Raw genomic sequence first — 20,820 nt, forward strand, 5'->3', positions numbered from 1 at the left:
TCAGTTCTGCCAATCGCACACGGGCTCTGCCGTAGCGGCCGCTACGGCAGAGCCCGTGTGCGATTGGCAGAACTGACCCCGGATTATTTAGGCGCCGATCCAGGGCAGGCCGGCCTTGCACCAGCCGCTGACGTTCTTGCGGTGGCCCAACTCGTCCTTGTCGCCTTCGAAGCCTTCCAGGATGTCGTAGCAGTGCTGGTAGCCGTGCTCGGTTGCCAGCTTGGCTGCACCACGCGAGCGCACGCCGGAACGGCACAAGAACAAAATCACCTGATCCTTGCGCGCCACCGAATTTAATTGCTCGATGAATTCATGGTTGGCGTTGCCGCCTGGATAAGTTGCCCACTGCACCGCACCATGTTGGGCGTCCGGAATGGCCACCCGGCCCACCCAGTCGCGCTCGGCGTTGGTGCGCACGTCGACCAGCTTGACGGCGTTTTCCGCCCCCAGCAATTCAAACGCTTCCTGCGGCGTGACCGCGCCGGCATAGGGCCAGTCCTTGCTCCGGCTGCGCGCCAAAGCCAGAATCTCATCTATTTTGCTCATAAGGTTTTCCGGTTATAGGTTTAAGTTTATTATAGGCGTCCGTGCGCGGCCCACGATTGCGATGCACCAAAACCATGCGCTTTTCAGAAAAAATCCTAAAATGCACTTACAAGGTGCAAAATACAGGAAATGCACTAAAGAAGTGCGAAGCTGATTTGCTGACAATTTGGGCAATTGGACACGCTCGTGAATTTTAGATTCATTTTGCACCCAAGTTCAAAGACGCTACCAACATATCGATATGAGTTTCGGGCTGGCACAGATACTGCTTACTTACGCCTCACGAGTTCCACACATTCCCTTTAGGAGATACGCATGGCAATGACAGCCGCAGAAGTTCTGAAAATGGTCCAGGAAAACGAAGTCAAATTCGTTGATTTCCGTTTCGCTGATACCCGTGGTAAAGAACAGCACGTCACCGTGCCTGTGTCGGCTTTCGACATCGACAAGTTCGAATCGGGTCACGCGTTTGACGGTTCCTCGATCGCCGGCTGGAAGGGTATTGAAGCATCCGACATGATTCTGATGCCTGATCCAAACACCGCGAACATCGATCCGTTCATGGAAGAGACCACGCTGTTCATGCAGTGCGACGTCATCGAGCCAGCCGACGGCAAGGGCTATGACCGCGACCCACGTTCCATCGCCAAGCGCGCTGAAGCCTACCTGAAATCGTCGGGCATCGGCGATACCGCCTACTTCGGCCCGGAACCAGAATTCTTCATCTTCGACAGCGTGCGCTGGAAGATCGACATGTCCGGCTGCTTCGTCAAAGTGGATTCCGACGAAGCGTCGTGGTCGACCGACAAGGAAATCGAAGGCGGCAACAGCGGCCACCGTCCAACCGTCAAGGGCGGCTACTTCCCAGTGCCACCAGTGGACAGCTTCCAGGACATGCGTTCGGAAATGTGCCTGATCCTGGAATCGCTGGGCATCCCGGTTGAAGTGCACCACCACGAAGTGGCCGGCGCTGGCCAGAACGAAATCGGCACCAAGTTCTCGACCCTGGTCGAGCGCGCCGACTGGACCCAGAACCTGAAATACGTGGTCTGGAACGTGGCCCACAGCTACGGCAAAACCGCGACCTTCATGCCGAAACCTATCGTTGGCGACAACGGTTCGGGCATGCACGTGCACCAGTCGATCTGGAAAGGCGGCGTCAACCTGTTCGCAGGCGACGGCTATGCCGGCCTGTCGGAAACCGCGCTGTACTACATCGGCGGCATCATCAAGCACGCCAAGGCACTGAACGCGATCACCAACCCAGGCACCAACTCGTACAAGCGTCTGGTGCCAGGCTTCGAAGCGCCAGTGAAACTGGCTTACTCGGCGAAAAACCGTTCGGCTTCGATCCGTATTCCACACGTGGCCAATCCAAAAGGCCGTCGTATCGAAACCCGCTTCCCGGATCCACTGGCCAACGTTTACCTGTGCTTCTCGGCGCTGCTGATGGCCGGTCTGGACGGTATCCAGAACAAGATCCACCCAGGCGAAGCAGCATCGAAAGATCTGTACCACCTGCCGCCGGAAGAAGACGCACTGATCCCAACCGTGTGCGCTTCGCTGGAAGAAGCCCTGGACAACCTGAACAAAGACCGCGAGTTCCTGACCCGTGGCGGCGTGTTCAGCGATTCCATGATCGATGCCTACATCGAGCTGAAAATGCAGGACGTACAACGTATGCGCATGACCACTCACCCTGCTGAGTTCGACATGTACTACTCGCTGTAATCACTGGCGTCAGCCGGTCATACAGAACGCGGGGCGAGCAGAGCTTTCCCCGCGTTTTTATTTGGATGCTGTATATTCGGAGGGACAGGTTCCACCCACGGATTTACGAATGACAACGAGTTTGAAACTGAGTGCGCTGCTGGCGCTGTTGGCTTCCGCCGCCGCACATGGACAGATCTACAAATGCCAGCCGCCCGGTGGCAGTGTCGAGCTCACCGACGTCAACCGCGGCAGCTACTGCAAGCTGATGGACCTGCCCGGCATGACGGTGCCGGCGCCAGCGCGGCGCGCGGCGCCGGCGGTGCGGAATGCCGCGCCGGTGACCACGCCGGGCGAGTTCCCGCGCGTCGACAACGCCGAGCAGCGCGCGCGCGACGCCGACCGCCGCGGCATTCTGGAAGACGAGCTGAAGACCGAACAGCAAAAGCTGGCCGAGCTGCGCCGCGAATTCAACAACGGCGAGCCGGAACGGCGCGGCGACGAACGCAACTATGCGAAATACCAGGAACGGGTGGCCACGCTGCGCGACAGCATCAGCCGCTCGGAAAAGAATGTCGATGCCTTGAAACGTGAGATTGCGAATATCCGATGAGCCTAGTGAGTAATATTGCGGCCCGCGCGGCCGCCGCCATCAACCGGCCGCCGGCCCTGGCCGGCCTGGAGCTGCTGGCTTCGGCCGTGGTCATGCTGGACGCCGGCGGCCACATCGCCTACGCCAACGCCGCCGCCGAAAACCTGCTGGAAAACTCGGTGAAGGCGCTGTCGCGCCAGAAGCTGGGCGCGCAGTTCGTCAATCCGGACGAGCTGGACAACATTGTCGCGCAGGCGCGCGAACACAAGTTTTCCGACCTGCGTCAGGACCTGACGCTGGAACGCGCCGGCCGCGAGCCGCTGCACGTGCACAGCATCGTCTCGGTGCTGGACGAGCCGGCCGGCCACGTGCTGATCGAACTGCGCGAAAACCAGCAGCACCTGAAGCTGGACCGCGAGGAGCGCATCCTCGACCAGAGCCAGGTCAACAAGGAGCTGATCCGCAACCTGGCGCACGAGATCAAGAATCCGCTGGGCGGCATCCGTGGCGCCGCGCAGCTGCTGGAGATGGAACTGCCGGCGCTGCACGCGGTGCAGCTGCGCGAATACACCCAGGTCATCATCAAGGAAGCCGACCGCCTGCAGACGCTGGTCGACCGCCTGCTGGCGCCGCACCGCCGGCCGCACATCGTCGGCGACGTCAACATTCACGAGGTGCTGGAGCGGGTGCGCAGCCTGATGCTGGCCGAGTTCCCGTCCGGCCTGACCATCCTGCGCGACTATGACGCCTCGATTCCCGAATTCCGGGGCGACAAGGAGCAGCTGATCCAGACCGTGCTCAACATCGCGCACAACGCCGCCCAGGCGCTGGCGACGCAGATCGAGGCGGGCGAGGCGCAGATCGTTTTCAAGACGCGGGTGGCGCGCCAGGTCACGCTGGCCAAGGTCCGTTACGGGCTGGCATTAGACTTGCATATCATTGACAATGGACCGGGTATCGCACCCCAGATCCGCGACCGCATCTTCTACCCACTGGTGTCAGGCAGGGAGGGCGGCAGCGGCCTGGGGCTGACCTTGGCACAGACCTTTGTGCAACAGCACATGGGCGTGATCGAGTGCGAGAGCCGGCCTGGATTTACGGATTTCCGTATTTTGCTGCCGTTGCCATAAGCCGTGGCGGGCAATGCGGACCGTGTCCCTTGATTGACGATCCATCGCGGAATACACACAACACATGAAGCCAATCTGGATAGTAGACGACGACGAATCGATCCGCTGGGTACTGGAAAAAGCATTAGCCAGGGAAAACCTGGCCACCAAGAGTTTTGCCAATGCACGCGACGCCATCGCCGCGCTGGAATATGAAACGCCGCAGGTGCTGGTGTCCGACATCCGCATGCCGGGCGACTCCGGGCTGGACTTGCTGCAACTGGTGAAGTCACGCCTGCCGGGCCTGCCGGTCATCATCATCACCGCTTTCTCCGACCTCGATTCCGCCGTGGCGGCGTTCCAGGGCGGCGCCTTTGAATACCTGGCCAAGCCGTTCGATATCGACAAGGCCGTCGAGCTGATCCGGCGCGCGCTGGATGAAAGCCTGCGCGAGACCAGCGTCGAATCGGGGCCGACGGAAACGCCGGAAATCCTCGGCCAGGCGCCGGCCATGCAGGAAGTGTTTCGCGCCATTGGCCGCCTGTCGCAGTCGAATGTGACGGTGCTGATCACCGGCGAATCCGGCTCCGGCAAGGAGCTGGTGGCGCGTGCGCTGCACAAGCACAGTCCGCGTGCGGCGCAGCCCTTCATCGCGCTGAACACGGCGGCGATTCCCAAGGATTTGCTGGAGTCCGAACTGTTCGGCCACGAGCGTGGCGCCTTCACCGGCGCGCAGACCACGCGCCGCGGCCGCTTCGAGCAGGCCGAGAACGGCACGCTGTTCCTCGATGAAATCGGCGACATGCCGTTCGATTTGCAGACGCGCCTGTTGCGCGTGCTGTCGGACGGTCACTTCTATCGCGTCGGCGGCCATCAGCCCTTGAAGGCCAACGTGCGCGTGATCACGGCAACGCACCAGAATCTGGAGCAGCGCGTGCGCGAAGGCCTGTTCCGCGAAGACTTGTATCACCGCCTGAATGTGATCCGTTTGCGTCTGCCCAGTTTGAGGGAGCGTCGCGAAGACATCCCTATTTTGGTGCGTCACTTCCTGGTGCAGAGTGCGAAACAATTGGGCGTCGAAGCCAAGCGCATGAGCGATGCGGCCTTGCAGTTCCTGGCCAGCCTGGAATTGCCGGGCAATGTGCGCCAGCTGGAAAACCTGTGCAACTGGATCACCGTGATGGCGCCGGGGCAGACCGTGGAGATCAAGGATCTGCCGCTGGAACTGTCGCAGGAGCAGAGTGCTTCGTCGTCTTCGGCGCCGTTGTCGGCCGGTGCGGCAACCGGCGACAGCTACAGCGCGCCGCAGCATCACGGCACGGTGACGGCGGTGGCGACGGATGTGTCCGCCAGCGCGGCCGGTTCGCCGGATGCGTGGCTGGGATTGCTGGAAATGCAGGCTGCTAGCATGCTCAGTGGCGGTCAGCAGGAGGTGATGGCGGTGCTGGGGCGGCAGTTCGAGTCGGCGCTGATCAAGACTGCGCTCAAGCATACGCATGGCCGCAAGAATGATGCGGCGGTGCGGCTGGGCATAGGCCGCAACACCATCACCCGCAAGATCGCCGAACTCGGCATCGACGGCGCGAAGGACGACTAAACCCCTTCACGCGTGAACCAAACGGCGCCTTGCTGCACAAGGCGCCGTTTTTTTTACATCAGCGCCACGGCATCGGCGCCGGCGGCGATGCGCAGGGGCGCGGCCGGATCGGTCGCGGCCTGCCACACCGCCTGCGCCACGTCGATCGCCTGCGTCACTTCCTCTGTCGATTGCTGCCATTCGGCAAACACATTCTGCGCCATGGCCGCATAGGCTTCCGGTATCGCGCCCTGCATGCGCAGCTGCGCGTTGGCGCCAAAGCTGGTGGCCGGCGCGCGGCCCGGCAGCACCAGGCTGACGCGCACCTTGAACTGCTCCAGTTCCAACGCCAGCGACGCGGTGAAGGCATCCACCGCCGCCTTGCTGCCCGTGTACACCGCCAGCAGCGGCAAGGACTTCAAAGTGACGGCGGAAGTGACGTTGATGATCACGCCGGCCTTGCGCTCGCGCATCTGCGGCAGTACCGCCTGCGTCATCGCCATGGTGCCGAAGGTATTGGTCTCGAACACTTCGCGTACCTTGTCCAGGCTGGTGCCTTCGAGCGCACCCAGCATGCCGATGCCGGCGTTGTTGACCAATACGTCGATCGGACCGGCGGCTTCCATCAGGTGGCGGATGCTGGCGGCGTCGCTGACGTCCAGCGGCAGCACGCGCAGATTTGCCGATGGCGGCAGCAGGTCCGTGCGCGGCGTGCGCATGGTGGCGATCACGCGCCAGTCGCGTTCAAGGAAATAGCGGGCGGTCTCCAGGCCGAAGCCGGACGAGCAGCCGGTGATGAGGATGGTTTTCATGGGAACTCCTGTAGATGGGTGTGTCCGCACTGTAGTCCGCCACCGCCGGACTTGCTACAATTGTTCGTCCATATTCCATTAGCAAGCGTCCAGATATGATCGATCCCCTCGCCGAAGTGGTGACCTTGCTGCAGCCACGCATCCGCTTCTCGAAAGTCGTCAGCGGTGCCGGCGCGTGGCGCGTGCGGCGCTCGCACGAAGGGCAGCCGTTTTACTGCGCGGTGCTGGAAGGCGCCAGCCTGCTGACCACCGAAGGGCAGGAAGCGCTGCCGCTGCGGCAGGGCGATTTCGTGCTGATACCGGAGTCGCACGCGTTCTCGATGAGCAGCCTGAAGCCGCCGCCGGCCGCCGCGCTGGATGTCGCGCCGCAGGCGCTGCCGAACGGCGAGTTCCGTTTCGGCCCAACCGACAGTCCGACCGAGGCCGTGCTGCTGATCGGCCATTGCGCCTTCGATTCGCCGGACGCGGCGCTGCTGGTCTCGCTGCTGCCGCGCCTGATCCACGTGCGCGGCGAACAGCGGCTGTCGACGCTGGTGCAACTGGTGGGCGAGGAATCGCGCGCACGGCGTCCGGGACGCGAGGTGGTGCTGGCGCATCTGCTGGAAGTGCTGCTGATCGAAGCCCTGCGCTCCAGCGCCGTCACCGCCGCGGCGCCGGGCCTGCTGCGCGGACTGGCCGACGAGCGCCTGGCGCTGGCGCTGCGGCGCATGCACGAGGACATGACGGCGCCGTGGACGGTGGCGCAGCTGGCCAGGGAAGCAGCGCTGTCGCGCTCCGCATTCTTCGAGCGCTTCAGCCGCGCCGTGGGCGTGGCGCCGATGGAGTACCTGCTGCGCTGGCGCATGGCCAAGGCCAAGCACCTGCTGCGGCGGCGCGAGGACAGCGTGGCCACGGTGGCCGAACGCGTCGGCTACGGTTCCGCCAGCGCGTTCAGCGTGGCGTTCACGCGCCACGTGGGCATGTCGCCGACCCGCTACGCGCTTACGCCGCCGCCCGCGCCGCCCGCTTGACCGCCTGCGGCGGCACACCGTAGGCGCGCAGGAAGGCGCGGCGCATGCGTTCGGGATCGTCGAAGCCGACTTCGCGCGCGACCACGTCGATGGCGTGGTTGCCTTCCTCGATCATGTTGCGCGCCGCTTCCACGCGCAAGGTTTCCACCGCCTTGGCCGGCGACTGGCCGGTCTCCAGCCGGAATGCGCGGCTGAACTGGCGCCGGCTCAGGCTGGCCGCATCGGCCAGTTCGTCGACCGACAGCGCCTTGCGCAGGTTGCGCTTGGCGTAGGTGAGGGCGGTCTGGATGCGGTCCGATTTCGGCTCCAGTTCCAGCAGCGCGGAAAACTGCGACTGGCCGCCGGTGCGGCGGTGATACACCACCATCTTGCGCGCCACATCGCGCGCCAGCTCGACGCCGTAATCGGCTTCCACCAGTGCCAGCGACAGGTCGATGCAGGCGGTCATGCCGGCCGAGCTCCACACGTGGTCGTGCTCGATGAAGATGCGGTCTTCCTCCACCCGGGTTTTCGGATAGCGGCGTTGCAGCTCGCGCGCCAGCGCCCAGTGCGTCGTCACGCGCCGGCCTTCCAGCAGGCCCGCTTCCGCCAGCAGAAAGGCACCGGTGCAGATGCTGGCGGTGCGGCGCGAGGCCTGGCTGGCGTCGCGCAAAAAGTCCACGAACGGGGCCGATGCCTGGATCAGCTCCATGCTGCCGGCCACCATGACGGTGTCGAAGCCCGGTGCCTTGAATGGCTGCGTCATGACCGCCACGCCGGATGAGCTGGCCACCGGCCCGCCGTGTTCGGACAGCATGGCCATCTCGTAATACGGGCCGCCCGGCATGGCGTTGGCAACCTCGAACACCGTCACCGCCGCCAGATCGACGATCTGGAAGCCGGGGAAAAGCAGCAAGCCGATGGTTTTTTTCATGATGGCCTAAAAGGAGGTATCTATGTCACACGGGCCTTAGTGTGCGCCCGTACACTGGGCCTGTCAACTTAACCAACAGGAGCAAACATCATGACCACCGCACTCATTACCGGCGCATCCTCGGGCATCGGCGCAGTCTACGCAGAACGTCTGGCCCGCCGTGGCTACGACCTGATCCTGGTGGCGCGCGACGCCGCCAAGCTGAGCGCGCTGGCGGGCCGTCTGGAAGCCGCCACCGGCCGCAAGGTCGACACCATCGCCGCCGACCTGGGCGTGAGCGCCGACCTGCGCCGCATCGAGCAGCGCCTGAGCAGCGACAGCAGCATCGGCATGCTGGTGAATAACGCCGGCCTCGGCTCGGTCAAACCGCTGGTCGATTCGACGCCGGAAGAGCTCGATACGCTGATCAACGTGAACATCACCGCGCTGACCCGCCTGACCCGCGCCGCCGCGCCGGGCATGGTGGCGCGCGGCCAGGGCGCCATCATCAACATCTCGTCGATCGCCGCGCTCAAGCCCGAGCTGTTGAATGGCACCTACGGCGGCAGCAAGGCCTTCGTGCTGGCGCTGAGCCAGTCGCTGCACCACGAAATCGGCGGCAAGGGCGTGCAGGTGCAGGCGGTGCTGCCGGGCGCGATCGCCACGCCGTTCTGGGACCGCGCCGGCCACGCCGTCGACAACCTGCCGGCGGAATGGGTGATGACGCCGGAAGACCTGGTGGACGCGGCCCTGGCCGGCTTCGACCAGCGCGAACTGGTGACCGTGCCGTCGCTGCCGGACCTGGACGACTTCAACCGTATGGAAGAGGCGCGCAACGCGCTGGCCGGCAACCTGTCGCGCAACAAGCCGGGCGTGCGCTATTTAACCGCTGCGTAATCTGTCGCAACATCAGTTTGAGGTAAGCTCTTGGCTGACGAAGCCAAGGGCTTTTCTTTTTTATGGAATGCGTATGCTGATTAATTGTGTGGCCTATCAGGACGGTAAAAAACTGGCCGACATTCCCGTGGAAGACATCAGCGACTATGTCGAGAAACCGGAGACCTTTGTCTGGGTGGCGCTGCGCGACGCCCAGCCCGACGAGCTGGCGGTGATGCAGCATGAATTCGGCCTGCACGAGCTGGCCGTGGAAGACGCCAGCCGCGGCCACCAGCGGCCGAAGATCGAGGAATACGGCGATTCGCTGTTCGTGGTGGTGAAGACCATCGAGTGCCACGAGCACGAGGTGACGGTGGGCGAGGTCGATATCTTCGTCGGCCAGAACTATGTGCTGTCCTCGCGCGACGGCGACAGCCAGCAGGGTTTCCAGAACGTGCGTGCGCGCGCCGAGAAGGAGCCGCACATGCTGCGCCTGGGCCCGGCCTTCGTGCTGTACGCGCTGATGGATACGGTGGTGGACCGCTACTTCCCGGTGCTGGACATGCTGGAAACCGAGCTGGAAAAAATCGAGGAGATGATCTTCACCCAGGGCCGCCAGCGCGACAACATCCAGCGCCTGTACCAGCTGAAGAGCAAGGTCACCGTGGTGCGCCACGTGGTGGTGCCGCTGATGGAAGCGGTGGGGCGGCTGCACGGCGGCCGCGTGCCGGCGATGTGCCAGGACACGCAGGAATACTTCCGCGACGTGCACGATCACCTGCACCGCATCAGCGCCTCGCTGGACGGCATCCGCGACACCATCGCCACCGCGATCCAGGTCAACCTGTCGATGACGGCGATCGAGGAAAGCGAAGTGAACAAGCGGCTGGCGGCGTGGGCGGCTATCTTTGCTATCGTCACCGCGTTTGCCGGGCTGTGGGGCATGAACTTCAAGTTCATGCCGGAGCTGGAGTGGAAGTTCGGTTATCCGATGGCGATCGCCATCATGGTCGGTGTCTGCCTGTACCTGCACCGGCGCTTCAAGAAGGCTGGCTGGTTATAAAAAAAGCCCCGCGCGGCTTGCACCGCGCGAGGCTTTGTTACAGCTGGCTACTGATTAGAACTTGTAGCCGGCGGTCACGTAGACGAAGCGGCCACGTGGATCGTACTGGTTGATGTCGTAGCCGGCCTGGAACTGGTTGGTCACCGCGGTGCCAATCGGGTCAGGCTGCTTGTCGAACAGGTTTTTCACGCCCAGCGCCAGGGTCACGTTCTTGATACCTTTCCAGGTAACGTTGGCGTCGTAGATGGCTTCCGAACCGATGAACACCTTGTTGTCGTTCAGGTCGTGGCCAACCTGGTAGCCGGTGCGGTAGTTCTGCACCAGGGTGGTCGACCATGGGCCTTTGCTCCAGGTGGCTGCCAGCTGGTGTTTCCAGCGCAGGATCACGCCGCCGTTTTGCGCGCCGATCACCGGAGTGCCGGTGTCGTCAACGATGGTGCCGACCTTGTGCGAGATATCGCCGCCAGGGCTGGTCTGGTCGAAGGTATCCATGTAGGTACCGTTCAGGTTGACGTCCAGGCGACCGAAGCTGAAGTTATCCTTCCAGTTGGCGAACACGTCCAGACCCTGCACGTTGGCGTTGCCGGTGTTGGCCAGGGTTTGCTTGATGCTCTGGATGTCGTTGCCCAGCAGGGTCACCAGGCCAGCGTAGGCTGGATCGCCAGCGCGGAAGCGCGACACGACTTCCTGTGCCGATGGGGTGGCCAGGATGTCACGGATGTTGATGTTGAAGAAGTCAACACCAATGCTGGTCGATGCCACCGGCTGCCAGACGGCGCCGAACGAGTACTGCTTCGACTTCTCTGGTTTCAGGTTCGGGTTGCCGCCGGTCAGCGAGTTCACTTGCAGGCCGGTTTGCTTGGTGCCTGGATCGTTGAACTGTTCCGAGGTGCCCAGGGTTTGCGGGGTCCACAGGTCAACCAGCGACGGTGCGCGGAAGCCGGTGCCGTAGGAGCCGCGCAGCACCAGTTCCTTGATTGGCTGCCAGCGGAAGTTACCCTTCCAGTTGGCGCTGTTGCCGACGTCGTTGTATTTGTCGTCGCGGGCCGCCAGGTTGATCTCCAGCGATTTCAGCACAGGAATGCTCAGTTCGCCGAAGGCCGAGTTGACGGTGCGGCTGCGGTCGATAGGCACGACCGAGCCGCCCAGGCCGGAGATGTCGCCCGACTCGTAGGCTGCGCTTGGATCGGTGATGTATTTCTCTTTACGCGACTGAACGCCGACCGCGTATTGCGGGGTGATGCCGGCCACGTTGAAGAAGTCGCCGGTGATCTTGGCGTCGAAGGCGTCGCTGGTCGACTTGGCGTTCAGGAAGGTGCCGCTGAAGGCGGCGGCCTTCAGCTGGTCAGCCAGGGCGCCGGTTTGCACGCCGCCTGCCGCCCATGGGTTCCAGTTGCTGTTGTTGATGATCTTGGCGTAGTTGACCTGCGAGAAGTAACCGGTGGTGACGGCGCTTTCCAGCTTCGATTCATTGTGGCTCACGGCGACTTCATAGTCGGCGAAGCTCAGCGTACCCTTGGCGCCCACCACGACGCGGGCCTGCTTGGCGGTGTCGACGTTCTGGCGTGGACCGTAGTCGAACACGCGCGAGGTGATCGACAGCGGCTGACCGATCAGGGAGGTGAAGCCCTGGCTGGTCAGGTATGGCACGGCGATCGACTGGTAGGCCGGGTTCGATGGGTACAGCAGCAGCGCCGGGATCACGCCTTGCTTCTCGAATTCGCCGTCGGTGGCGAAGAAGTCGGCACGGGCTGGCGATGGCTGGTAGGTCTGGGTGATCTTGCTCTGCGAGTACAGCACGTCAGCGAACAGCTGGTGGTTCTCGTTGATCTGATAGCTCAGGTTGCTGGTCAGGTTGTACAGTTCACGATCCGGGGTCAGGCCGACGTCCGGGCCGCTGTCGTAGGCGCAGTATGGCGAACCCTTGGCGCCGTTGGCGATGGTGCTCATCTTGATGGTGCTGCACTTGTCGCCGATGGCCAGCGGATTGCCGAAGCCGGAACCGCCGTTGCTGAAGCCGGTGACAGGGGAGTTGGTGGTGGTGTTCCACGCGCCCTGAATGTTACCCTGGCCGGTTGCGGTCGAGTTGTAGTAAGGCAGTTTGGTGGCGGACGCCGCGTAATCGCGGTCGCGGCCGAACAGCGCTTTTTCTTTCTCGTACGAACCCGACACCACAACGCTCAGCTTGTCGGTGTTGTAGCCGCCGGTGATCGAGGCCTTGGCGTTCTTGCCGCCGCCGCTTTCGGTTGGCGAGCCGTAGCCGCCGGTGACTTCGATGCCGTCCACGTGCTTGGACAGGATGAAGTTGACCACGCCGGCCACCGCATCGCTACCATACACGCCCGAGGCGCCGTCTTTCAGGATCTCGACGCGCTCGATGGCGGCCAGCGGAATCGCATTGATGTTGACCGAGGCGCCGTCGCTGCCGGCGAAGGCTGCCAGGCGGCGGCCGTTGACCAGCACCAGGGTCCGGGTCGAACCCAGGCCGCGCAGCGAGATCGACGACAGGCCGCCGGTGGACGAACCAGCGCCGGTGGCGTTGGTGGTGCCGCCGGCCGACGAGAACGCCGAGATCGACTGCAGCAGTTCTTCGGTGCTGGTGGCGCCGGTACGGGCGATGTCCGCCTTGCTCACCACCTGGACTGGCAGCGAGGTTTCGGCATCCACGCGCTTCACCGACGAACCGGTGATCTCCACGCGCTGGATCGGCGCGGTGTCTTGTGCGAATGCCGGCTGGGCCAGCAGGCCGACGCCGATCAGCGCCGCGCTGCCTGAGAACATCAGGCGCAGGGAACGCGAAATTACGGTTTCCATCATCATTCTTGTAACTCCCTTGAATTTATTACTTTTCGTCGCTAGGAAAGACGCTCTTCGGATAATGTCTTGGTAGATTATCCAAGGTGTGAATGAAACCACTGCAACGCTGTGACGGTCAATTGTCAATCTGTAATGTCAGCGCAAGAAACAACACTTTTGGGCCTTTTTCCAACAATTGGCAGACTACTTTTACACAAAAATACAAAATATTTCGTTTATTAACTAAAAATTGTGCTAAAGAACCGATTTTTATTAACCTAAATTCATGACGGGTTGGCGCTACAATGGCCTTACTTAGCGATCCGGAGCCAGGCCATGAGCGATAACCAGTATCGGATGTTCAACGCGGAGGAGGGGCGCGTGCTGGCCGAGGCCGCGCTGCGTTCGATCACCGACTCGACGGCGCGGGCGCGCGGCGACGATTTCCTGCGCATCCTGGTGCGCGACCTGGCGCGGGCGCTCGACGTGCGCTACGTGATCGCCGGCCGCGTGATCGGCATGGACGCCGGCGAAGGCATCCGCACGCTGGCGGTGTGGGGCGGCGACGATTATCTGCCCAATATGGAATACAGCCTGCAGCACACGCCCTGCCAGGACGTGACCGCGCAATGCATGTGCTTCCACGCCAGCGGCATCCAGGCCGATTATCCGCAGGACCGGCTGCTGGTCGACATGGGCGCCGACAGCTACATCGGCATGCCGATGATCGACACCGAAGGGCAGACGCTGGGCATCCTGTCGGCCATCGACACCGGACCGATGGCCGAGGACAAGCGGCTGCTGGCGCTGTCGCTGCTGTCAATTTTTGCCGCGCGCGGCGCCGCCGAGCTGCAGCACCAGGACCGCGAGCAGCAGCTGGAAGCCAAGGTGCGGCGCCGCACCGAGGCGCTGCTGGCGGCGCAGGCGACGCTGGTGGAACAGACAAAAATGGTGGCGCTGGGCACGCTGGTGGCCGGCGTCGCGCACGAAGTCAACACGCCGATCGGCGTCGCCGTTACAGCGGCGTCGACCATGGTCAGCTACGCCGACGACTTGCTCAAGTGCGTGGGCGGCGAGCGCGTCAGCCGCTCGGAACTGCAGGGAATGGCGCAGCGCTTGCGCGAGGGCGCGCTGCTGATCGAGCGCAACCTGGCGCGCGCTGCCGATCTGATCGGCAACTTCAAGCAGTTGGCGGTGGACCAGGGCAGCACCCATATTGCCGACGTCGGCTTGCGCGAGCATGCGCTCAGCGTGGTGTCGGCGCACGGGCCGGAATTACGCAAGGTCGGCATCAGCGTCGAGGTCGATATCGCGCCCGAGCTGCGCACGCAGCTCGACGCCGGCCGCTGGTCGCAAGTGCTGTCGAATCTGCTGATGAACGCGGCCAAGCACGGCTATCCGAATGGCGGCCCGGGCCAGGTGACCCTGGGCGCGCGGCTGGCGCTGGAGGGCGGCGTGCGCTGGCTGCTGCTGGAGTTTGCCGACGACGGCGTCGGCCTGACCAGCGAGGTACGCGAGCGGCTGTTCGAACCATTCTTCACCACCAAGCGCGGGCAGGGCGGTTCCGGGTTGGGCATGCACATCGTCTACACCATCGTGCACCAGATGGGCGGGCAGGTGGCGGTGGCCGCCACCGCGCCCGGCGCCGGCTGCCGCATCAAGCTGCGGCTGCCGGTCCGCGATTAAAAACCGGGGTCAGTGCCGACATTCGGACATTTCGCACGCGAAATGTCCGAATGTCGGCACTGACCCCGGTTTGGGTTTAGGCCTGGCGCGCCGCCATCGACAGCGCCACCGCTTCCGCCACTTTAATGCCGTCGACGCCGGCCGACAGGATGCCGCCGGCGTAACCGGCGCCTTCGCCGGCCGGGAACAGGCCCTTGGTGTTCAGGCTTTGCAGCGTGTCGTCGCGGCGCTTGATGCGGATCGGCGACGAGGTGCGCGTTTCCAGGCCGGTCAGCACGGCGTCATGCTTGAAGTAACCCTTGAGCTGCTTGTCGAACGCCGGGAAGGCTTCGCGCAGCGCCGTTACGGCGAACTCCGGCAGGATCTGCGCCAGGTCGGTCAGCGTGATGCCCGGCTTGTACGACGGCACCACGGCGCCGAAGTCGGTCGAGGCGCGGCCGGCCACGAAGTCGCCCATCAGCTGGCCCGGCGCGTTGTAGGTGCCGCCGCCCAGGTGGAAGGCTTTTTCTTCGAGGTCGCGCTGGAAGGCGACGCCGGCCAGCGGGTGGCCCGGATAGTCGACTTCCGGTGAAATGCTGACCACGATGGCGCTGTTGGCGTTGCGCTCGTTGCGCGAATACTGGCTCATGCCGTTGGTGACCACGCGGCCCGGTTCCGACGCCGCCGCCACCACCGTGCCGCCCGGGCACATGCAGAAGCTGTAGACGGCGCGGCCGTTGGAGGCGTGGTGCACCAGCTTGTAGTCGGCCGCGCCCAGGATCGGGTTGCCGGCGTTGGGGCCGAAGCGGCAGGTGTCGATCAGCGATTGCGGGTGCTCGACGCGGAAGCCGATCGAGAACGGCTTCGCTTCAATATAGACGCCGCGCTGGTACAGCATCTCGAAGGTGTCGCGCGCGCTGTGGCCGATGGCCAGCACCACGTGGTTGGCGACGATCTTCTCGCCGCTCTCCAGCATCAGGCCGCGCACCTGGCGGCCGTCGGCGGTGTCCTCGATGTCGATGTCGGTGACCTTGCTCTCGAAGCGGTATTCGCCGCCCAGCGCCTCGATGGTGTCGCGCATCGATTCGACCATTTTGACCAGGCGGAAGGTGCCGATGTGCGGCTTGCTGACGTAGATGATCTCTTCCGGCGCGCCGGCCTTGACGAACTCATTAAGCACCTTGCGGCCGTAGTGTTTCGGGTCCTTGATCTGGCTGTACAGCTTGCCGTCCGAGAAGGTGCCGGCGCCGCCTTCGCCGAACTGCACGTTCGACTCCGGATTGAGCTTGCGCTGGCGCCAGAAGCCGAAGGTGTCGACGGTGCGCTCGCGCACGATCTTGCCGCGTTCCAGAATGATCGGGCGCAGGCCCATTTGCGCCAGGATCAGCGCCGCCAGCAGCCCGCACGGGCCGATGCCGATCACCACCGGGCGCTGAAAGTCCGGATGCGCGGCCAGGGCGGCGCCGTCGGCGACGAATTTATACGCGGTGTCCGGCGACGGCATCAGGTGCACGTCGTGCTGCAGGCGCTTCAGCAGCGCCGCTTCGTTGACCACCTCCACATCCAGTGAATAAATCAGGACGATGGCGCTTTTCTTGCGCGCGTCGTAGCTGCGCTTGTAGATGGTGAAGCCGAGCAGGTCGGCGGCCGGGATGCCCAGGCGCGCCAAGATGGCGGCCGGCAGTTGCTCCTCGCTATGGTCGAGCGGGAGTTTGACTTCGTTTAAACGCAGCATGATGAGGTTCCAGAAATTGCGGGCTCCGTAGCTAGCGGAGAGTGGTGCGGCCGCCCGGTGGAAGCGGCCGCAGGCGCTATTTTACCTCGGCCGCGCGCTTACGCGAAGCCGCCCCAGGCCGCGCTCAGCGCCGCCACCGCCGCCAGTGCCGCGGTTTCGGTACGCAGGATGCGCGGCCCCATGGCCAGCGGCAGGGCGCCGTGGCGCAGCGCCAGATCTTCCTCTTGCTCGCTGAGGCCGCCTTCGGGGCCGACCACCAGCGTCACCGCCTGCGGCGCCTGGTGGCGCGCCCAGTCGGCCAGCGAATGTTCGGCGCGCGGCGTCAGGATGATGCGGCGGTGCAGGTCTTGCTGGGTGATCCAGTGCTTGTAGTCCTGCGGCGGCGCCAGCTGCGCCAGGCGGTTGCGTCCGCTCTGCTCGGAGGCCGAGACGATGATGCCGCGCCAGTGTTCCAGTTTTTTCTCCGCCCGTTCGGCCGACAGCTTGACCACGCAGCGCTGCGCCGCCAGCGGCTGGAAGCCGGACACGCCGAGTTCGATGGCTTTTTCGATAATCCAGTCCATCTTGCTGCCCTCGGGCAGCGCCTGCGCCAGCGTGACGGCGAACGGCAGTTCGGCCTCGCGCGCGGTGTGGGTCTTGATTTCGGCGCTGGCGCTGCGGCGGGCGATCTCGACCAGGCTGGCGGTGTATTCGCCGCCGTCGCCGTCGAACAGCGTGATCAGCTCGCCCTGGGCCAGGCGCAGCACCTGTATATGGTGGGCGACCGCCTCGGGCAGGGCGACCAGTTGGCCGATGGCCAGCGGCTGGGGAAGGTAAAAGCGCGGCATGTGGTTCCGATTAAATGATAAGCCCTCATTCTAATCGGTGCGAACCTGAAACTACCATCGGTTATACATCCCCATTGTGGTGCGCATTAATTCCGCGGTGGTGCGAATTACTGCCCGGTGCACCATCAAGTATCAAAATGGCGACAAAGCGGCGCCTGAATTTTATTCTGAGGAAACGGCTGGAGAGGCAGTGTGGGGAAATTTTATATCGATATGAGAAATTTACTCAGAACAAAACACAGGTGTTTCTCATTGGGCGGCGTATGAAATCCGTCGTTTCATCATAAATTATTTATTCAAAGGATTACACATATAAATAAGGGTTTGCGGCTTTTTTTCGATTTCCCGTTGTTTTATTGCATAACAAAAGTTGTATTGTTGACACAGTTGTTTGCCGCGTGTTTTTATTGATTTATGGGCGGTGTAATGGCGTCCGTAATTGTTGGTAAGAGATCTCCGTTAGAGAGACAAAAGGGTATTGTTGCCTACAAGGCAAAATTTATTCAAATTGGGAATACACTCATATGTTTAGAAAAACTGTTCTTGTGAACGCGCTGTCGCTCGCCTTCGGCGCGGCAGCCCTGTCGGTCGCAGTGGTACAGCCAGTCATGGCCCAATCCAACGCCTCCGGTAATATTTTCGGCCAGATCGATTCGCCGTCGGGTGCGTCGGTCCAGGTTGAAAACAAGGAGACCGGTCTGAAGCGTACCGCGCTTCCGGAATCCGGCGGTCGTTTCCAATTGACGGCGCTGCCGGTCGGCCGCTATACCGTGCAACTGGTACGCGACGGTAAAGTCGTGCAAACCAACGAAGTTGAAGTACAGATTGGCCAGGGTGTCGACGCCTCGTTCACCGCCGCCGTGCAGGCCGTGCAGGTGACCGGCCGCCGCAGCCGCATCGACGTATCGAGCACCAACAGCGGCGCGACCTTCACCGCCAAGGAACTGGCCAAGCTGCCAATCACCCCATCGGTGGCCTCGATCATTCAGCTGGCGCCGAACACCACCCGTGGCGACTCCCGCTACGGCGACGGCAATGCGCCTAGCTTCGGCGGTTCGGCGGCATCGGAAAACGCGTTCTACATCAACGGTTTCCCTGTCACCAACGTGCTGTTCCAGGTCGGTACTTCCGAACTGCCATTCGGCGCGATCGGCCAGGCGCAGGTGCTGACCGGCGGCTTCGGCGCGGAATTCGGCCGTTCGACCGGCGGTGTGATCAACATCTCGACCAAGAGCGGCACCAACACCTGGGAAGCCGGCGGCAGCGTCAGCACCGAGCCGAACTCGATGCGCTCGAAAGCCAAGAACATCTACTACGGCAACAACGGTCAGGCGACCGACGGCAAGCTGTACACCTGGAACCAGGACAATACGCGTGACAGCACCATCGCCAACGTGTATGTCGGCGGTCCGATCATCAAGGACAAACTGTTCTTCTACGCCAACGTCGAGCGCACCAAGACCGACATGGACAACACCCGCGTCAATGCGGACAGCGCGACTGCAGCCCTGACCGGTTGGGAAGAGCGTCGCGACACGATCAACCGCGGCCTGGTGAAAGTCGACTGGAACATCAACGACAACCACCGCCTGGAAGCGACCTACATCACCGACGATCCGAAGTCCGAACGTTCGTACTACGGCTTCAACTACACCCCGGGCTCCACCGGCTATCTGACCCACGGCAGCACCAAGAACGGCGGCGCGCACTACGAGAGCTATGGCCCGACCCCGGTCGCGGCCCGTGTCGGCGCCGATATCCGTATCCTGAACTACACCGGCAACCTGTCGGACGACGTGACGGTCACGGCCATGATCGGTGGCAGCACCACCCGCCACGAGTTCATCCCGTTCAACTACAACCCGAATGTGTTCCAGGTGTCGGCCCCAGCTGCTGCGCGCATCCCTGGCTTTAACTACACCACCACGCAGACCACCTCCGGCAACATCCTGACCGATGGCGCGCAAGACAAGCAGAAGGTGATGAACCTCAATCTGCAATACAAGATTGGCGATCACACCGTCCGCGCCGGTATGGACCAGAACAAGATCAGCTCGGTGGCCGGTACCAGCCGCGCCGGTGGCGGTACCTGGGCCTATGCTATCGCAAGCAATCCTAACCTGCCGATCAACGGCTCGGTTCCTGCGCCTGCCAGCAACGGCGGCTACGGCGCCCAGGGTTACTATGTGAGCCGCGTGCTGTCGTCGGGCGTTTCGACCCCGTCGGTGGACCAGGATGCGCAATACATCGAGGACACCTGGCAAGTCACGCCGAAGATCATCCTGAAGGGCGGCCTGCGTAATGAGCAGTTCACCAACTTCAACGGCGACGGCCAGCCATACATCGCGATGCGTCACCAGTTGGCGCCGCGTCTGGGTGCTACCTGGGATGCGCTGGGTGACTCGTCGCTGAAAGTATTCGGCAATCTGGGTCGTTATCACCTGCAAATGCCGACCAACGTGGCGGTCCGTGCAGCTGGCGCTTCGCTGAATACCCAGCAGTACTACACCTACACCGGCACCGATCCAGTGACCGGCGCGCCAACCGGCCTGACCCCACTGGGTGGCCTGTTCTCCGCCAACAACGAGTTCGGCCAGTCGAAAGACCCGCGCCAGGTCGCGGCCCAGAACATGGACTCGCTGTACCAGGATGAGTTGATCCTGGGCTTCGAGCGTGCCTACTCGGCGAAACTGAACTTCGGCGCCAAGGTCACCTACCGCAAACTGAAATCGACCATCGACGACTTCTGCGATCAGCGTCCGTTCGACAAGTACGCTGCCGACCACGGCATCACCAACCACTTCGTGTTCGGTTGCGCGCTGTTCAATCCAGGCAAGGACAACGACTTCCTGGTCGACTACGCCGGCGATGGCACGAAACTGACCCCGGTGCACCTGACCGCCGCCGAGCTGGGCTATCCAGACGTCAAGCGTAGCTATGCCGCGCTGGACCTGTTTGCCGAGCACCCGCTGCGTGATGGCTGGTACGGTAAGATCAACTACACGCTGTCGCGCAACTCCGGTAACACGGAAGGCCAGACCCGTTCCGATTCGGGCCAGGCTGACGTGTCGACCACCGCCGTGTTCGACTACCCAGAGTTGTCGCTGAACTCGGACGGCCTGCTGCCTAACGACCGCAAACACCAGTTGAAGGCGTATGGCTTCTACCAGTTCACCGACGAACTGAGCGTCGGCGGCAACCTGCTGGTTGCTTCCGGCCGTCCGAAGAACTGTATCGGCAACCTGCCTGACTCGTACTACACCGCCGGCAACCCGGCAACGGACTACGGCTCGGAGTTCTTCTTCTGCAACGGCGAAGCTGCGCCACGCGGTTCCCGCGGCCGTATGCCTTGGGACGTTCGTCTGGACCTGAACGTCGCTTACCAGCCACGCTTCGTCAAGGGCCTGGTACTGAAGGCTGACGTCTTCAACGTCTTCAACCGTCAGACCGCGCAGAACCAGACCGAGTCGTACAACACCGGCAAGGCAGTCAACGCCCTGTACGGCAACGTCATCAGCTACACCGCGCCACGCTCGGTCAAGCTGACCGCGGAGTACAACTACAAGTTCTAAACAATCCGGGCCGCCGGCTTGCCGGCGGTGCCTGACGCC

Annotated in this window: 15 protein-coding genes; 9 read left to right on the plus strand and 6 right to left on the minus strand. The window is 63.0% G+C overall.

Annotation, left to right across the window (positions count from 1 at the left end; translation table 11 throughout):
• Positions 1–87 precede the first annotated feature (87 nt).
• Positions 88–546 (minus strand): rhodanese-like domain-containing protein, encoded by a 459-nt coding sequence (locus GJ698_RS26435; protein ID WP_154360855.1) that lies wholly within the window; start codon positions 544–546, stop codon positions 88–90.
• Positions 547–861: 315 nt separating this feature from the next.
• Here GJ698_RS26435 and glnA point away from each other — a divergent pair, with 315 nt between their 5' ends.
• The 4 genes from glnA to ntrC all read left to right on the plus strand — a co-directional run bounded on the left by glnA (position 862) and on the right by ntrC (position 5,554).
• The gene (gene glnA, locus GJ698_RS26440; RefSeq protein ID WP_154360856.1) at positions 862–2,277 is read left to right on the plus strand and encodes a type I glutamate--ammonia ligase; all 1,416 of its coding nucleotides are present in this window, start codon (positions 862–864) and stop codon (positions 2,275–2,277) included.
• Between the two features lie 109 nt (positions 2,278–2,386).
• Positions 2,387–2,869 carry a DUF4124 domain-containing protein gene (locus tag GJ698_RS26445; RefSeq protein WP_154360857.1) on the plus strand — a complete coding sequence of 161 codons (483 nt, stop codon included), beginning with the start codon at positions 2,387–2,389 and terminating at the stop codon, positions 2,867–2,869.
• Positions 2,866–3,978 carry a nitrogen regulation protein NR(II) gene (glnL, locus tag GJ698_RS26450; protein WP_154360858.1) on the plus strand — a complete coding sequence of 371 codons (1,113 nt, stop codon included), beginning with the start codon at positions 2,866–2,868 and terminating at the stop codon, positions 3,976–3,978. Before GJ698_RS26445 ends, glnL begins: the two co-directional genes overlap by 4 nt.
• A gap of 64 nt (positions 3,979–4,042) precedes the next feature.
• Positions 4,043–5,554: a nitrogen regulation protein NR(I) gene (gene ntrC, locus GJ698_RS26455; protein WP_154360859.1), complete on the plus strand. Its 1,512-nt coding sequence runs from the start codon at positions 4,043–4,045 to the stop codon at positions 5,552–5,554.
• 53 nt (positions 5,555–5,607) lie between these two features.
• On the opposite strand, the gene GJ698_RS26460 is transcribed toward ntrC, so the two are convergent.
• Positions 5,608–6,345 (minus strand): SDR family oxidoreductase, encoded by a 738-nt coding sequence (locus tag GJ698_RS26460; protein WP_154360860.1) that lies wholly within the window; start codon positions 6,343–6,345, stop codon positions 5,608–5,610.
• 95 nt (positions 6,346–6,440) lie between these two features.
• Between GJ698_RS26460 and GJ698_RS26465 the strand changes: the two genes are divergently transcribed.
• The gene (locus GJ698_RS26465) at positions 6,441–7,355 is read left to right on the plus strand and encodes an AraC family transcriptional regulator (protein WP_154360861.1); all 915 of its coding nucleotides are present in this window, start codon (positions 6,441–6,443) and stop codon (positions 7,353–7,355) included.
• Here GJ698_RS26465 and GJ698_RS26470 read toward each other — a convergent pair.
• Positions 7,327–8,268 carry a GlxA family transcriptional regulator gene (locus GJ698_RS26470; protein WP_154360862.1) on the minus strand — a complete coding sequence of 314 codons (942 nt, stop codon included), beginning with the start codon at positions 8,266–8,268 and terminating at the stop codon, positions 7,327–7,329. The genes GJ698_RS26465 and GJ698_RS26470 overlap by 29 nt on opposite strands.
• A 90-nt stretch (positions 8,269–8,358) precedes the next feature.
• Here GJ698_RS26470 and GJ698_RS26475 point away from each other — a divergent pair, with 90 nt between their 5' ends.
• Together GJ698_RS26475 and corA are read left to right on the plus strand one after the other, a co-directional pair.
• Positions 8,359–9,144, plus strand: coding sequence for an SDR family NAD(P)-dependent oxidoreductase (locus tag GJ698_RS26475; protein WP_154360863.1), 786 nt, complete (start codon positions 8,359–8,361; stop codon positions 9,142–9,144).
• Between the two features lie 73 nt (positions 9,145–9,217).
• Positions 9,218–10,186 (plus strand): magnesium/cobalt transporter CorA, encoded by a 969-nt coding sequence (corA, locus tag GJ698_RS26480; protein WP_154360864.1) that lies wholly within the window; start codon positions 9,218–9,220, stop codon positions 10,184–10,186.
• A gap of 54 nt (positions 10,187–10,240) precedes the next feature.
• On the opposite strand, the gene GJ698_RS26485 is transcribed toward corA, so the two are convergent.
• On the minus strand, positions 10,241–13,006 hold the full coding sequence (locus GJ698_RS26485; protein WP_154360865.1) for a TonB-dependent receptor: 2,766 nt from the start codon (positions 13,004–13,006) through the stop codon (positions 10,241–10,243).
• Positions 13,007–13,318: 312 nt separating this feature from the next.
• Here GJ698_RS26485 and GJ698_RS26490 point away from each other — a divergent pair, with 312 nt between their 5' ends.
• The gene (locus GJ698_RS26490; protein ID WP_154360866.1) at positions 13,319–14,668 is read left to right on the plus strand and encodes a GAF domain-containing sensor histidine kinase; all 1,350 of its coding nucleotides are present in this window, start codon (positions 13,319–13,321) and stop codon (positions 14,666–14,668) included.
• A 76-nt stretch (positions 14,669–14,744) separates the two neighbouring features.
• Here GJ698_RS26490 and GJ698_RS26495 read toward each other — a convergent pair whose 3' ends face one another.
• Positions 14,745–16,382 carry an NAD(P)/FAD-dependent oxidoreductase gene (locus GJ698_RS26495; protein WP_154360867.1) on the minus strand — a complete coding sequence of 546 codons (1,638 nt, stop codon included), beginning with the start codon at positions 16,380–16,382 and terminating at the stop codon, positions 14,745–14,747.
• Between the two features lie 98 nt (positions 16,383–16,480).
• Positions 16,481–17,209, minus strand: coding sequence for a 16S rRNA (uracil(1498)-N(3))-methyltransferase (locus GJ698_RS26500; protein WP_154360868.1), 729 nt, complete (start codon positions 17,207–17,209; stop codon positions 16,481–16,483).
• 545 nt (positions 17,210–17,754) lie between these two features.
• Here GJ698_RS26500 and GJ698_RS26505 point away from each other — a divergent pair.
• Complete coding sequence (locus GJ698_RS26505) at positions 17,755–20,781, plus strand: TonB-dependent receptor (RefSeq protein ID WP_371865442.1); 3,027 nt, start codon at positions 17,755–17,757, stop codon at positions 20,779–20,781.
• Positions 20,782–20,820: the final 39 nt, after the last annotated feature.

Origin of the sequence: Duganella aquatilis, assembly GCF_009674565.1 — a bacterium.
Classification (GTDB): Bacteria; Pseudomonadota; Gammaproteobacteria; order Burkholderiales; family Burkholderiaceae_D; genus Rugamonas; species Rugamonas aquatilis.

Excerpts from the sequence above, each read along its gene's own strand:
- GJ698_RS26435 (WP_154360855.1), bottom strand. The coding sequence starts at position 546 with ATGAGCAAAATAGATGAGATTCTGGCTTTGGCGCGCAGCCGGAGCAAG.
- glnA (WP_154360856.1), top strand. The coding sequence starts at position 862 with ATGGCAATGACAGCCGCAGAAGTTCTGAAAATGGTCCAGGAAAACGAA.
- GJ698_RS26445 (WP_154360857.1), top strand. The coding sequence starts at position 2,387 with ATGACAACGAGTTTGAAACTGAGTGCGCTGCTGGCGCTGTTGGCTTCC.
- glnL (WP_154360858.1), top strand. The coding sequence starts at position 2,866 with ATGAGCCTAGTGAGTAATATTGCGGCCCGCGCGGCCGCCGCCATCAAC.
- ntrC (WP_154360859.1), top strand. The coding sequence starts at position 4,043 with ATGAAGCCAATCTGGATAGTAGACGACGACGAATCGATCCGCTGGGTA.
- GJ698_RS26460 (WP_154360860.1), bottom strand. The coding sequence starts at position 6,345 with ATGAAAACCATCCTCATCACCGGCTGCTCGTCCGGCTTCGGCCTGGAG.
- GJ698_RS26465 (WP_154360861.1), top strand. The coding sequence starts at position 6,441 with ATGATCGATCCCCTCGCCGAAGTGGTGACCTTGCTGCAGCCACGCATC.
- GJ698_RS26470 (WP_154360862.1), bottom strand. The coding sequence starts at position 8,268 with ATGAAAAAAACCATCGGCTTGCTGCTTTTCCCCGGCTTCCAGATCGTC.
- GJ698_RS26475 (WP_154360863.1), top strand. The coding sequence starts at position 8,359 with ATGACCACCGCACTCATTACCGGCGCATCCTCGGGCATCGGCGCAGTC.
- corA (WP_154360864.1), top strand. The coding sequence starts at position 9,218 with ATGCTGATTAATTGTGTGGCCTATCAGGACGGTAAAAAACTGGCCGAC.
- GJ698_RS26485 (WP_154360865.1), bottom strand. The coding sequence starts at position 13,006 with ATGATGATGGAAACCGTAATTTCGCGTTCCCTGCGCCTGATGTTCTCA.
- GJ698_RS26490 (WP_154360866.1), top strand. The coding sequence starts at position 13,319 with ATGAGCGATAACCAGTATCGGATGTTCAACGCGGAGGAGGGGCGCGTG.
- GJ698_RS26495 (WP_154360867.1), bottom strand. The coding sequence starts at position 16,382 with ATGCTGCGTTTAAACGAAGTCAAACTCCCGCTCGACCATAGCGAGGAG.
- GJ698_RS26500 (WP_154360868.1), bottom strand. The coding sequence starts at position 17,209 with ATGCCGCGCTTTTACCTTCCCCAGCCGCTGGCCATCGGCCAACTGGTC.